Raw genomic sequence first — 12,858 nt, 5'->3', positions numbered from 1 at the left:
GCCCTGCATCCAGTTCGGATGCAGGGCTTTGAATCCACAGCCGGCGTTGATGACGACTATTCGGCGTCCGGCTGCTGCTCGGGGGAAGCCTTTGCAAATGCATCAAGTTCGAGGCACCGCGCCTCGATTGCAAGAAGCCGATCCCATTTAAGATCCGCCCCGAAGCGGCGTGCATTCACAAGCTGTGGAACCAGGCAGATGTCGGCAAGCGTCGGTGCGTCGCCGAAACAGAAGGGGGTGTCGGTTCCCGCGATCAGCATGTCGCAGGCGGCAAGCCCGTCCTCGATCACTGTCCTTGCCCAGCTGTTTATATCGGCATCAGCTAAGCCCAGGGCGCGCAGTCGGTCTAGGATTTTGAGATTCTGCACGGGATGGATGTCGCAAGCGATCGCTTGGGAGAATGCGCGAACATGCGCTCTTTCCATTACCCCCGAAGGGATAATCGGCGGATCTGGATAGACCTCATCGAGATATTCGCAGATCGCCAGCGACTGCGTCAGTACAGCGTCCCCGGTTTCCAGCGTTGGGAGAAGGCCTTGGGGATTAAGGGCGAGATAATCTGGCGCATTTTGTTCGCCGCGACGCAGATGGTGAAAAGCGTCGCTATAGGCGATGCTCTTAAGATTGAGCGCAATACGAACCCGATAGGACGCGGTTGACCGAAAATACCCATGTAGAAGCACATTAAAGCCTTTCTATCTGACTTTACGAAGGAGGAAGACGGCGATGGCTGTGATCAGCGCAGGCACAAGCGCCATAAGGAGCAACTGCTGGCTCGACCAGCCAAGGCCAAGCAGCGCGCCGCCTGCCACTGGACCAAGGATCGATCCGATGCGGCCCACGCCCAGTGCCCAGCCGACGCCCGTGGACCGCACAGCGTCTGGATATGTGGAAGCGGCGACAGCGTTCAAGCCGATCTGGCCGCCAACTATGCCAAAGCCCGCTGCTCCGGCGCCTGCCAGCAGCAGGGCGACATTTGCACTGGAATAGGCAATGATGAGGATGAAGACGGCCGATGCCAGATAGGCAATGCCAAGGACGATGGCTGGTTCGCGTTTGTCGATCAGCCTTCCTAACATTATCGCGCCCACGACACCGCCAAGATTGAGTGTGGCGGTCGATGCGATTGCGATTTTAAGGGACAAGCCATTACCGCGCAGAAGCGAAGGCAGCCAGTTCACCAGAAAATACATGACCAGCAGGTTCATGAAGAAGGCCAGCCACAACAGCAATGTGGTTGGTGTTCGTCCGCCGCGGAACAGTCCGGATATCGGAAATTTCCCGGCTGCGCCCGCGTCGGCCTCCTTTCGAACCTGCGCAACGAAATCGGCCGGGTTCAAGCGAGGGTCGATCCGGCGCAGAATTGGCGTGACCCGTCTTTCTCCATCGACTTTCATCGCAAGGAAACGGGCCGATTCCGGCATGGCAATGCAAAGTATCGGAATGAGGGCGAGTGGCACGATCCCCCCACAGATGAAGACCGCCTCCCAGCCAAACCGGGCGATGAGAGGCGCACTCACGACACCACCGATCGTCGATCCCAGTGGAAAGCCGCAGAACATGACTGTCACCAGGGTCGCCTTGATACGGGCGGGCGCATATTCGTTGGTGATGGCGATGAGGTTGGGCATGGCACCGCCAAGTCCTATGCCGGTCAGCAGCCTGTAGAAAAGCAATTGGTCGATGTTCGTCGCTCCGGCCGTAAGGAGCGCAAAGAGGCCAAAGATTGCCGTACATAGGATGATGACCAGCTTGCGACCAATGCGGTCCGCCAGAGGACCAAGAATGAATGCGCCCGCCGTCAGGCCGAGCAGCCCGACCCCAAAAATGGGACCGAAAGCCGCCTTGTCCAGTTTCCAGGTTTCAGCGATCGTTGGCGCCACATAGGCGATAGCCTGGGTGTCGAAGCCGTCGAGACCTGCAATGAGGGCGCACAGCGCGGTGATCCTGAACTGATAGGAACCAAAGCGCGCTGCGTCGATCCCGGAGGCCGACCCGGCCTCCGCAACCATGACTGTCATAACTGGCCTCCTCTAACGGCGGTCTTCACGCCGCCTTGGAAACGGTAAACATCAGTCGGTGGCTTTAGGGCCGATCGTGACTTGCGTTGGTTCGAGACCTTCGATCGTGACGAGAACGACATCTCCTTCTACGACTGCACCGACGCCTGCGGGCGTGCCAGTGTAGATCAAGTCGCCTGGCTCGATCCGGTAGAGAGCGCTCAGAAAGGCAATGACGTCAGCGACGGGCCAGATAAGCTCCGTCAAATCCGCATCTTGCTTCACTTCGCCATTTACTGTGAGGCGAATTGCGCCCTTTTCGAGATGGCCGACGTCCGCAGCGGGGTGGATGAGGCCCAGAGGCGAAGACTGCTCGACATTCTTGCCGGTATCCCAAGGCCGCCCTTGGGCGCGCGCCGTCAGCTGGAGATCGCGGCGGGTCATGTCGAGGCCCGTCGCATAGCCGTAGACATGGTTTAAGGCGCTCTCGACCGGGATGTTCCTACCGCCTTTGCCGACGGCAACGACCAGTTCCGCCTCGTAATGGAAGTCCGACGTTTCGCTCGGGTAAGCGATAGTCGATCCGCTCGGAACGACCGTCTCGGCCCACTTGGTGAAGAAGAAGGGCGGTTCACGATCGGGATCGCGTCCCATCTCCCGCGCGTGGCCTGCATAGTTCCTGCCGACGCAGAAGACACGGCGCACCGGAAAATCGTCCCCGCCGGTTGTCTTGGCGAGCGTAGGCGGAAGAACTTCAAAAAGGGTCACGCAAGTTGCTCCTTGTAGAGATTGAGTTTTTGCTGGGAAGCCTTGTCAGAAAAGCCGAACAGCACGAGCTGGCTTCGGGCTGAGAATTCAAGGGCCTTCCAGGAAGGTACTACGAAGATGTCGCGTGGCGATAACGCCAGGGATTCGCCGTCAATGCGGGCCTCGCCCTCTCCCTCGACCACGACAAATGTCGTGCCGTCGGTCGAGCGTCGCGAAAGGGTAGTGTAGCCCTGTGGAATCAGCCGCACATGAGCGGAGATGGTTGGCATGATCGGACCGCCATTGGCTGGGTTAAGGAATTCGAGCGCATGACCCAGATGGGGATCGATTTCCGCTCCGGCTGCCATCGCGTCGAGCGCAGGACGCCAGCTCGTATAGGTGTAATGAAAGAGTGGCTGGTGCTGTGGCCGACGATCTGCCACGCCGCCGCGCATCGGCCGCATATTGTGGCCATATCGCACCAGTGTGTCGCCTGATTTCACCGTTTGCGGATGCGTCGCCTCGGGCAGCTTCTCCGCAAAGCTGGCATCGAAATGGCGAACCGTCGGTATATCGAGCCCGTCGAGCCAGATCATCGGATTATCGGTGAAGTTGCCATGGTCGTGCCACTGACCGCCCGGCGTCAGCACGAGGTCAAAAGGCCGCATGATCGCCTTTTCCCCGTCGACTGCCGTATAAGCTCCCTCGCCTTCGATGACGAAACGCAGGGCGCATTGGCTGTGGCGATGGCAAGGTGCCACCTCGCCAGGCAGAATCAGCTGGAGTCCTGCGTAGAGGCTCGGCGTAATCGCTGAAAGCCCCGGAAGCCCTGGATTTTCCAGAATGAGAACGCGGCGCTCGGCTTGCTCGGCCGAGATCAGGTCGCCGGCGCGCATGAGATAGTCGCGCGCCAGATCGTAACTCCAGCGATGCACCTGAGCGGGGCTTTGAGGTTGGTTCAGTACCAGCGCGCTCAAAACTTCCCATAGGGGGGTGAGGCTTTGCGGCGCCATTTCGGCATAAAGAGCCTCAAGCTGCGAGAGCTGGTCGTTGGGCAGCGGCTTGTTCATCTTGCCTCCGATTGATTGCCAGGACGCTTGCGGCCACGCTTGGCAAGAATTTCGGCCCAGAAGGCCCAGCCGAAAGGAGCTGGTCGGATGGCGGCCACGGTCTGCGCAGCTCCTCTCCTTACCCTACCGATCTCCCGCCGGTAGCGCTCATCCTGCTCAACATATTCCTTAATGTCAAATCGTTTGCACAATGGAGAAGCTGACTCAGCTCTTTGTGTTGACCATCCGCCAGATATTGGGAGGTAAGGCGATACAGGCAAAACGGCGTTCTTCGGTTGCCTGCCAAAGCATATGGCGGCCGATAGGATCGGAAAGGGGTAGCGCGCGATTCTAGATATGATCGTACCGTTGAAATCGCGTATGTCGGAGCCAACCAGCCACAGCGAGCCCGCCTTGGCTATTGTTCGAGCATATCTTCTCGTGGATGAGCACGCGCATCGTCCAATCGGCGGGGATCATATGTCCGGCTGTCAGGCGCATGGAAGCGCGCCGACAAGAGGCGGGGCTAAGTCTCACGAATTGAACGGTGCAGGCTTCAACAAATGACAGGCGCAACAGGGCCGCGGCACTATTTCCGGGCGCCTGTTGTCGCATTGTGTGTTGTTTAGCGGCTGTTTGCCGATGCCCCGCCAGAACCAGAACAGCGATAGCTGGCAGCCGCTTTCGGGTCACCCTTCACATAGCTTATGGTCTGCGGGAAGGAACAGATCGGCATCTGTCTGGCAGAAGCGCCGTCGCCGGCTTCAAGAACCATTTGGGCAGGGGGCTTGCCGGCCTTTTCGGTCCATTCGGTAAGGGCCGAATAGAATTGGCCTTCCGCAAAGTTTGGAACAACGGCCTTGGAGTTAGCTGTCCCGTTCGGTGTGCCATGGCCGAGTCCGGGGACAAGAAAGAGGCGCCAGAAAGCACGTATTTGGTCGATGCCTCCGAGTTCTTCGGCGACGCTTTGATAATAATGCACCGTGCCCTGCGCTGCGATGACCTCGTCGGCCATTCCATGCCATGTCAAAAGCTTTCCTCCGCGCTTACGAAAGGCGCTAAGGTCAGGATTGTCGGTATTGATATTTCCAAATGCCGACTGCAACGCAATTCCACGGTCGAAGGCGTGGGACAGTTGGGCAAATGTAAGGTTCTTCCATTTTGACTGCCCATTTGCTGTCAGATTTTGGAAGTTGGGCTCTGCAATCGTTGCGTCCTGCATTTCCAGCGCGACGACATGCGTAGCGATGGAGAATGGATGGTCGGGATTGGCCAGGCCTTCGAAACCGGGATAGTCCAGGTAAAGCTTGGTCCCGCGGGCGGGGCCGAACCAGCGGCGCGGCTGCGACAAGGCCGCCAGCTTCTGCGGATCGGGGTGCCAACCGTTGTCGATCGAAGGGTCAGGCGCGCTTCCATCGGAAGTCATGCCGTACCAGATCTTGTTCACCGCACGCGCCTCGGCAACGGTAAGGCATGTCGGCACGGGCGCTTTCCCGCCTTGGTCAACGCATATGACAGAAGCGTCGCGAGTTGGATCATAATGGCATCGTACCGGGTCAATTATATAGCCGAGATGCTGGCCTCCAACGGTATCGCATGCCGAGATTGCTGCGTTGGACACTCGGTCGAGCTTCTGCTTGTCAAGCGCGTGTCCGCCAAGGTCTCTTTGGATGACGATCTGAGGATATAACTCAGAGGTTATGAAGCGCGTCCAGTTTATCGCGGGGTACATGGCAATGATCCCGTCAAAGTCGTCAGGATGGTTTTGCGCGAGATTGAGACCTTGCCTTCCACCCGTCGAGCCGCCGTCCCAATATGCGTAGCGTGGATTTTTGCCATAATAGAGAGCCGCCAACGCCTTCGATTTGACCGCTTGCTGGTGGATTGCGCGAGATGAGAAATCATTCCACAATCGAGAGTTGATGGACCCATCGGGAAGCATCGCGAAGCTCCCGCTCATAACGTTGTGACCGGTGTCAGTTGTTGAAGACACAGCGCCTTCGCGCATTGCCACCTCGGCCGCTTGCAGGCTTGCAATAGCACCTGGCTGCGCGGCCGGTCCGCCCTGCCAGCCGCCGCCGCCAAGAGCATGAAGACGGTCATTCCAGTTACCCGAATCCGGCAGCCAGACCTCGATTCCGATCCCGTCCGATGTTGAAGGTGCATCAGCAGGGCCAGGATTGCCGGGGCCTACCAAGAGTTTGACCATGCAGATATTTGCCGTCGCAATCGGGATGTCGGGCTGCGTGGACGCTTCAAGGATAAGGGGGCTGCCCTTTTTGATATAGGCCACTTGCACAATGCGTGTTTCGTCATCGGGTCTGAAAAGGGCTTTCAAGCCATCGTCGCAACTGGGCAAGCTCTTCATTGGCGAGCGCTCGGGCGAAGCTGGTGCAGCATAAGCGGCTATTCCCGTCATGTTGCCAAAGCCAAGCGGACTGAGCGTCGCCACGGCGATACTGGCGAGTCGAATGATTTTCGACATATTCCTCAAATCTCCCCTAAAATGCTGAAATCAGATAATTTTAGAAAATAAAAAAGATTGTATAATGTCAAATTCGAGGCTGGGCTAGTCCGGTTCTTTGGGGCGCGCTTCTCTTGGCTTTGCTGCGCCGGCGGTAGACGTCGCCAAGGTGTGTGTAAGACGGTGGTGGTTGGGTCCGGTCAGCAGGCGATGACTGGGCTTTCAGCCAAGCTGCGCCGGGCAGGAGCTATGGCTGCTTGCGTTCAGGATTTTGAAGCCCATGCCGGGGGCAGCATAATGTGCGAACGATGCTCTGCGCGGTGATGTTCTTTCATACGCGATATGACCGGCTGGAAAGCATTTATGGAGCCGTTGGATAGAGGCGCAAACTCTCGCAACGTGAAACTGAAAAGCAGTTCATGCATGTCGCGCTCACTGCACACCCAAATCTAATGGGTTTCGGTTATGACAGCGGGCACTTCATAGCCCCAACTCGCATATTGCCGAGCGATGATCGATGTCATCAATTTTAGTTCAGGAGATTGATCGCCAGGTCGATGGCTCATGATGATTGGCGATGTTGCTTGCTCGGCCAGTTCGCGGAAGGCGACATCGTGACTTCTCGCGCGGCGAACGGATTCCGGAACGATCGCCATTCCCTCTTCGGCCGCAACAAGGCCGATCGCAATCTGGAGTTCGCGAGCCTCATGGACGATGCGTGGCTCGATCGCATGGTCGCGGAACAGAGAGATGACTTGGTCGGCGTAGCTGGGGCGGGGCGCGCGCGGGTAGATGATCTGCGGTTCGTCAGCCAGGTCACGCAGCGAGATCGGGCCATCGCCATGTGCCAGCACATGATCGGCCGGAAAGGCTGCGATCAGCTTCTCATGGCGCAGGATTACGCGTCGCACTGCTGGATCCTCGAACCGGATGCGGCCGAAACCGACGTCGATGCGTCCATCCTTGAGCGCTGCGATCTGTTCAAGCGTCGTGCTCTCGACCATTACCAGTTCAACATTCTTGGCCGCTTTGCGAAACTCCCGGATCAATTCGGGGAGGCGCGCATAGATGGTCGATGCGACAAACCCGATCACCAGTCGACGGCTTTGACTGGTTGCGACGGTCTTCACCATCGTTTCGACATCCTCCATGCGCGCCAACAGTTGCAGCGCCTGAGCGTGAAGAAGGCGCCCGACATCTGTTAACCTGAGCGGACGGCTGGCCCGGTCGAGCAGGGGAGCGCCAACTTGGGCCTCAAGTTGCTGGATCGCACGCGACAAGGGGGGCTGGGCGATATGCAGTCTGTTGGCGGCGCGATTGAAACTGCCTTCATCCGCCACTGCCACGAAATAGCGCAAGAGGCGCATGTCTATCACTAACTTATACCTCCAAAGTATAGACTGTTGACCGCATTGATCTTTGAACCGCTCCTGGTGCTGGAGTAGCTATCCCATGAAACGTAAGCAAATGGGAGAGTCGCCACAATGGCTGGATTGAGCCGCGCCGATACCTTCATCGTCGATGTGCCGACGATCCGCCCGCATGTGCTGGCGATGGCGACCATGCATGCCCAATCGATGGTGATCGTCCGCCTGACGGATGTAGATGGCATTGAGGGAATAGGGGAGGGCACCACGATCGGCGGCCTCAGCTACGGCGAGGAAAGCCCCGAAAGCATCAAGTCGGCAATCGACACTTATATCATCCCTGTTCTGGAAACTTGCGATCTGGCGCAAGTAGGCGCCACTATGGGCAAGGTCGCCCGCTGCGTGCGCGGTAACCATTTTGCCAAATGTGCGGTCGAGACGGCTTTGCTTGACATGGCGGGCAAGCGGCTGGGCATGCCGGTGTCCGAACTGATCGGAGGAGGCCGGGTGCGAGACGGCCTGCCGGTGGCCTGGACGCTGGCGAGCGGCGACACCGCGCGCGATATTGCTGAAGGCGAGGAGATGCTGGATCGCCGGCGTCACCGCATTTTCAAACTTAAGATTGGCAAGCGTGACGTACGTGACGACGTTGCCCATGTCGGCGCTATCTGCAAGGCGCTTGGCGATCGCGCGAGCGTGCGCGTGGACGTCAATCAGAACTGGTCGGAGGCGCAGGCCAAGATCGGTATGGCGATGCTGCACGATGTCGGGTGCGACCTTGTCGAACAGCCAATTGCGGGCGACGCGATCGCCGCGATGGCGCGCTTGTCCACCAACCTGTCGGTGCCACTAATGGCCGACGAAGCGCTCAATGGACCGCGAAGCGCGATGCGGATCGCTTCTGCCAATGCAGCAGGCGTGTTCGCACTCAAGATCGCGCAATCGGGCGGCCTGTTCGCGACCGCGCAGGTGGCTGCCATCGGCGCTGCCGCCGGGATTGGCCTCTATGGCGGCACGATGCTGGAGGGTGGTGTGGGTACGGTGGCATCGGCCCACGTCTTTGCCACTTTGCCGGAGCTGGCATGGGGTACCGAATTGTTCGGTCCGCTGCTTCAAACCGAGGATATTCTAAGCGAACCGCTCGGATATGGCGATTTTTCGCTCGCCGTTCCCACCGGTCCCGGCCTCGGCATCGCCTTTGATGAGGATAAGCTCGCCTTTTTCAGACGCGATCGGCCGAAATCGGTCGTTGGCGTGCCCGTTCTACACCCCGTATCCGCAGGAGCCTGAAACCCATGCTGTTCATGGTTGAAATGGACGTCAACATTCCGCTGGATTTCGACGCGGACGAAGCTGCCCGGATCAAGGCTGCTGAAAAGGCCTATTTTCAGGAACTACAGGCTGCGGGCACATGGCGCCATATTTGGCGCAAGGTGGGTCTCTATTCGAACGTCTCGATCTTCGACGTCGAAAGCAATGCAGCCTTGCACGATACGCTGATGGCGCTGCCGCTCTATCCTTTCATGACCATGAAGGTGACGCCTCTCTGCCGCCATCCCTCCTCGATCCATGAGGATGATCGCTGACCAACAGATTGTAAGCCTAGGAGAGAAAATATGGGTACCAGCTTTGTAGAAACACCGGAAATCCAGAACCTGCTCGACCGTGTAGCGGGGCTCGATACGCAAGGGGGCGATGATCGTCTAAAGGCGATCATGCGTGATCTGATCGAGTCGTGCATGACCATCATTGCCCGTTATGACGTCAGTGAGGACGAGGTCTGGAATGCCGTCAACTTCCTTCAGGGTGCGGCCGGCGCCGGGGAGCTTGGGCTCTTGATGCCCGGTGTTGGCCTTGAACATTTCATCGATCTCTACCTTGATGCCAAGGATGCCGAAGCTGGCAAGCTTGGCGGCACGCCGCGCACGATCGAAGGGCCGCTCTACGTGGAGGACGCCCCGATCGTTGAGAGCGGAGCGTACCTGACCGACGATGCCGACGATACTGAGACCTTGTATATGACCGGCCGTATCATGGGCCCTGATGGCGAGGCGGTAACCGAAGGCCTCGTTCATGTGTGGCATGCGGACTCCCACGGCTTCTACTCGCATTTCGATCCGACTCACGAGCAAACGCCCTTTAACAATCGTCGCCGATTGAAGATCGCAGCAGATGGCACCTATGCCTTCTCGTCGAAGATGCCGAACGGCTATTCGGTGCCGCCCGGTGGCGCGTCCGACACGCTGATGAAGGCGCTTGGCCGCCACGGCAACCGCCCCGCGCATGTGCACTTCTTCATTGAGGCGCCGGGCTATCGTCGACTGACGACGCAGATCAACTTCGGCGACGATCCGTTCGCTGCCGACGATTTCGCTTTTGGCACCCGCGAAGGACTGCTGCCAGTGCCCAATCGTCAGGGTGACAGCGCGCATATCGCCTTCGACTTTCACTTGCAGCGCTCCGACGATAAAGGCGATGAGGTGTTCTCGACACGCAAGCGCCTGGTCGTGGATGCTGTTGAGCCGGTCAAAGAACCGGCCTGAGCGGGGAGAAGATCATGACTAGTACTATCGCGCTTCTGCGCCATCGTGTCGAAACGGCGGTCGTTGACGATCCGGAGACAGGCATCTTCCGCTGCCGTCGCGACGTCTTCACCGATCCCGACCTGTTCGATCTTGAAATGAAATACATCTTCGAGAGCAACTGGGTCTATCTTGCCCATGAGAGCCAGGTCGAGAAGAAGAATGACTATCTCACCACCTGGATCGGCCATACCCCGGTGATCCTGACGCGGGCCAAGGATGGCGGGCTCAATTGCGTCGTCAATGCCTGCGCCCACCGCGGTGCCAAGCTGTGCCGCCGCAAGCGCGGCAACCAGCCGCTGTTCGTCTGCCCATTCCACGGCTGGAGCTTCAAGACCGACGGAAAGCTGCTGCGCGCCAAGGATGCCAGCACCGGTGCCTATCCAGACAGCTTTGACCATGAAGGGTCGCATGATCTGACGAAGGTCCGGGTTGAAAGCTATCGGGGCTTCATTTTCGGGTCGCTCAACCATGATGTGTTGCCGCTTGAGTGGCATCTGGGCGAGACCAAGGTCATCATCGATCAGATGGTTGACCAGGCGCCCGAGGGGCTGGAACTGCTCACCGGCAATTCCACCTACACCTTCCATGGCAACTGGAAGATGCAGATGGAAAATGGCTGCGATGGCTATCATGTCAGCTCGGTCCATGAAAATTACCAGTCGACCATGGGCCGCCGCGCCGAAGGCGGGACCAAGGCGGTCGACGCCAATGGCTGGTCGAAGGCGCCGGCCAGCGGCGTCTATGGCTTCGAACATGGCCATATCCTGCTGTGGACGCAGGTGCTGAACCCGGAGGTCCGTCCGGTCTGGAACCTCAAGGACCAGTTGGTCGAGCGGTTGGGCGAGGATAAGGCGAAGTTCATCCTCGAACAGACCCGCAATCTGGCGCTCTATCCCAACGTGTTCCTGATGGATCAGTTCTCGACCCAGATCCGCGTCGTGCGGCCGATTGACGTGCATACGACCGAGGTCACAATCTATTGCTACGCGCCCAAGGGCGAGAGCGCAGAGGATCGTGCTCACCGCATTCGCCAGTATGAGGATTTCTTCAACGTCACGGGCATGGGCACACCTGATGATCTTGAGGAATTCCGTAGCTGCCAGTCGGCCTATGAGGGCGCTGGTGACCTGTGGAACGACCTTAGTCGTGGTGCGACGCGCTGGATCGCTGGCCCTGACAAAAATGCGACCGCCATGGGTATGAATCCGCTGCTATCGAGCGAACGTAGCGAGGATGAAGGCCTGTTCGTGCGCCAGCACGAATTCTGGGCAAAGATCATGCTCGATGGCATGGCCAAGGATGCCAGCGCCGCACCGATGATGGAGGCAGCGGAATGACACTGGTTCTCGACAAGGAGCGCGCTGCGCTCTCCTACCAGGACATCTGCGCCTTTCTCTATCGCGAGGCGCGGTTGCTCGACGATCGCGAACTTGATGAATGGCTGGAGTGCTATTCGGAGCAGTGCGAATATTGGATGCCGGCCTGGACCGACGATGATGCGCTGACCACCGATCCGCACAGCGAAATCTCGCTCATTTATTATGGCAACCGCAAGGGGCTAGAGGACCGTGTTTACCGGTTGAAGACCGAACGATCTTCCGCCAGCACGCCCGAAGCGCGCACCTCGCATTTTCTGTCGAACATTGAAGTGTTGGAAACCGGCAGCGACACGGTTGAGCTACGGTATAACTGGCATACGCTTAGCCATCGCTATCAGAAGACGCAGCAGTTTTTCGGTACGAATTTTGTGACGCTGGACGTCAGCGGCGCGACGCCGAAGATCCTGAAGAAGAAGATCGTCCTCAAGGACGACTATATTCATCAGGTCATCGACGTCTATCATATCTAAGGAGCCGGGCGATGATCTTCCAGGGACGCTTCGCCGGCAAGGTGATGGTCGTGACAGGCGCGGCGCAGGGCATCGGCGCGGGCGTAGCCATTCGCGCGGCTGCCGAGGGCGCTAGCCTCGTTCTCGTCGACCGGGCTGAATTCGTGACAGAGGTGGAGCAGGAAATCATCGCGGCGGGCGGCAAGGCCGTCTCCGTGACCTGCGACCTTGAAACCTATGAAGGTGCAGCGCAGGCCATGGCGGCGGCGGTCGCGGCGTTCGGTCGCATCGACATCCTCGTCAACAATGTGGGCGGTGCCATTCGCATGCGACCCTATGCGCAGTTCGAACCGGCGCAGATCGACGCGGAGATTCGCCGCTCGCTGATGCCGACATTATATTGCTGCCATGCCGTTCTGCCGGTGATGCTGGATCAGGGCGCGGGGATCATCGTCAACCTGTCGTCCAACGCCACGCGCGGCATTCGCCGTGTGCCCTATTCAGCCGCGAAGGGCGGGATCAACGGTCTGACCCAGGCCTTGGCAATGGAATATGCAGAGAGCGGCATTCGCGTCGTTGCCACCGCGCCTGGGGGCACAAGTGCGCCGCCGCGCCGCGTGCCGCGCAACGCTGAAGGCGACAATGTTCAGGAACAGACCTGGATGGCCGAGGCTGTGGAGCAGGTGACGTCGTCGGCCTTCATGAAGCGCTACGGCACGCTCGATGAACAAATCGCGCCGATCCTTTTCCTCGCCTCGGACGAGGCCAGCTATGTGACCGGATCGGTCCTGCCCGTTGCGGGCGGCGATATCGGCTGA

General features: G+C 58.8%; 12 protein-coding genes. 6 read left to right on the top strand and 6 right to left on the bottom strand.

Annotated elements, in window-relative coordinates:
• Positions 1-56: 56 nt before the first annotated feature.
• The 6 genes from maiA to BMX92_RS11510 all read right to left on the bottom strand — a co-directional run bounded on the left by maiA (position 57) and on the right by BMX92_RS11510 (position 7,633).
• Positions 57-683 (bottom strand): maleylacetoacetate isomerase, encoded by a 627-nt coding sequence (maiA, locus tag BMX92_RS11535; RefSeq protein ID WP_093016540.1) that lies wholly within the window; start codon positions 681-683, stop codon positions 57-59.
• A 12-nt stretch (positions 684-695) separates the two neighbouring features.
• Positions 696-2,021, bottom strand: coding sequence for an MFS transporter (locus BMX92_RS11530; protein ID WP_093016538.1), 1,326 nt, complete (start codon positions 2,019-2,021; stop codon positions 696-698).
• Positions 2,022-2,072: 51 nt separating this feature from the next.
• Positions 2,073-2,768: a fumarylacetoacetate hydrolase family protein gene (locus BMX92_RS11525; protein WP_093016536.1), complete on the bottom strand. Its 696-nt coding sequence runs from the start codon at positions 2,766-2,768 to the stop codon at positions 2,073-2,075.
• Positions 2,765-3,817, bottom strand: a complete 1,053-nt coding sequence (gtdA, locus tag BMX92_RS11520) for a gentisate 1,2-dioxygenase (RefSeq protein WP_093016534.1) — start codon at positions 3,815-3,817, stop codon at positions 2,765-2,767. The genes BMX92_RS11525 and gtdA overlap by 4 nt, the downstream gene beginning before the upstream one ends.
• 604 nt (positions 3,818-4,421) lie before the next feature.
• Positions 4,422-6,281 carry a tannase/feruloyl esterase family alpha/beta hydrolase gene (locus tag BMX92_RS11515; protein WP_093016532.1) on the bottom strand — a complete coding sequence of 620 codons (1,860 nt, stop codon included), beginning with the start codon at positions 6,279-6,281 and terminating at the stop codon, positions 4,422-4,424.
• 428 nt (positions 6,282-6,709) lie between these two features.
• Positions 6,710-7,633, bottom strand: a complete 924-nt coding sequence (locus BMX92_RS11510) for a LysR family transcriptional regulator (protein WP_093016706.1) — start codon at positions 7,631-7,633, stop codon at positions 6,710-6,712.
• A 111-nt stretch (positions 7,634-7,744) separates the two neighbouring features.
• Here BMX92_RS11510 and BMX92_RS11505 point away from each other — a divergent pair, with 111 nt between their 5' ends.
• Genes BMX92_RS11505 through benD form a run of 6 tightly spaced genes read left to right on the top strand, consistent with a single transcriptional unit; the run spans position 7,745 to position 12,858 of the window.
• Positions 7,745-8,917, top strand: coding sequence for a muconate/chloromuconate family cycloisomerase (locus tag BMX92_RS11505; RefSeq protein WP_093016530.1), 1,173 nt, complete (start codon positions 7,745-7,747; stop codon positions 8,915-8,917).
• A 5-nt stretch (positions 8,918-8,922) separates the two neighbouring features.
• Complete coding sequence (gene catC, locus BMX92_RS11500; RefSeq protein ID WP_093016528.1) at positions 8,923-9,213, top strand: muconolactone Delta-isomerase; 291 nt, start codon at positions 8,923-8,925, stop codon at positions 9,211-9,213.
• A 30-nt stretch (positions 9,214-9,243) separates the two neighbouring features.
• Entirely contained in the window at positions 9,244-10,170 is a 927-nt protein-coding gene (locus BMX92_RS11495; RefSeq protein ID WP_093016526.1) for a dioxygenase family protein, read from the top strand.
• A 14-nt stretch (positions 10,171-10,184) separates the two neighbouring features.
• Positions 10,185-11,549, top strand: coding sequence for a Rieske 2Fe-2S domain-containing protein (locus BMX92_RS11490; RefSeq protein WP_093016524.1), 1,365 nt, complete (start codon positions 10,185-10,187; stop codon positions 11,547-11,549).
• Positions 11,546-12,061, top strand: coding sequence for a benzoate 1,2-dioxygenase small subunit (benB, locus tag BMX92_RS11485; RefSeq protein WP_093016522.1), 516 nt, complete (start codon positions 11,546-11,548; stop codon positions 12,059-12,061). Before BMX92_RS11490 ends, benB begins: the two co-directional genes overlap by 4 nt.
• An 11-nt stretch (positions 12,062-12,072) precedes the next feature.
• Positions 12,073-12,858: a benzoate diol dehydrogenase BenD gene (gene benD, locus BMX92_RS11480; RefSeq protein WP_093016520.1), complete on the top strand. Its 786-nt coding sequence runs from the start codon at positions 12,073-12,075 to the stop codon at positions 12,856-12,858.

Origin of the sequence: Sphingobium sp. YR768, assembly GCF_900111125.1 — a bacterium.
Taxonomy (GTDB): Bacteria; Pseudomonadota; Alphaproteobacteria; order Sphingomonadales; family Sphingomonadaceae; genus Sphingobium.
Note: the sequence above shows the minus strand (reverse complement) of the source record. Positions and strands in the feature narration are given on the sequence as shown.

Excerpts from the sequence above, each read along its gene's own strand:
- BMX92_RS11530 (WP_093016538.1), bottom strand. The coding sequence starts at position 2,021 with ATGACAGTCATGGTTGCGGAGGCCGGGTCGGCCTCCGGGATCGACGCA.
- gtdA (WP_093016534.1), bottom strand. The coding sequence starts at position 3,817 with ATGAACAAGCCGCTGCCCAACGACCAGCTCTCGCAGCTTGAGGCTCTT.
- BMX92_RS11515 (WP_093016532.1), bottom strand. The coding sequence starts at position 6,281 with ATGTCGAAAATCATTCGACTCGCCAGTATCGCCGTGGCGACGCTCAGT.
- BMX92_RS11505 (WP_093016530.1), top strand. The coding sequence starts at position 7,745 with ATGGCTGGATTGAGCCGCGCCGATACCTTCATCGTCGATGTGCCGACG.
- catC (WP_093016528.1), top strand. The coding sequence starts at position 8,923 with ATGCTGTTCATGGTTGAAATGGACGTCAACATTCCGCTGGATTTCGAC.
- BMX92_RS11495 (WP_093016526.1), top strand. The coding sequence starts at position 9,244 with ATGGGTACCAGCTTTGTAGAAACACCGGAAATCCAGAACCTGCTCGAC.
- BMX92_RS11490 (WP_093016524.1), top strand. The coding sequence starts at position 10,185 with ATGACTAGTACTATCGCGCTTCTGCGCCATCGTGTCGAAACGGCGGTC.
- benB (WP_093016522.1), top strand. The coding sequence starts at position 11,546 with ATGACACTGGTTCTCGACAAGGAGCGCGCTGCGCTCTCCTACCAGGAC.
- benD (WP_093016520.1), top strand. The coding sequence starts at position 12,073 with ATGATCTTCCAGGGACGCTTCGCCGGCAAGGTGATGGTCGTGACAGGC.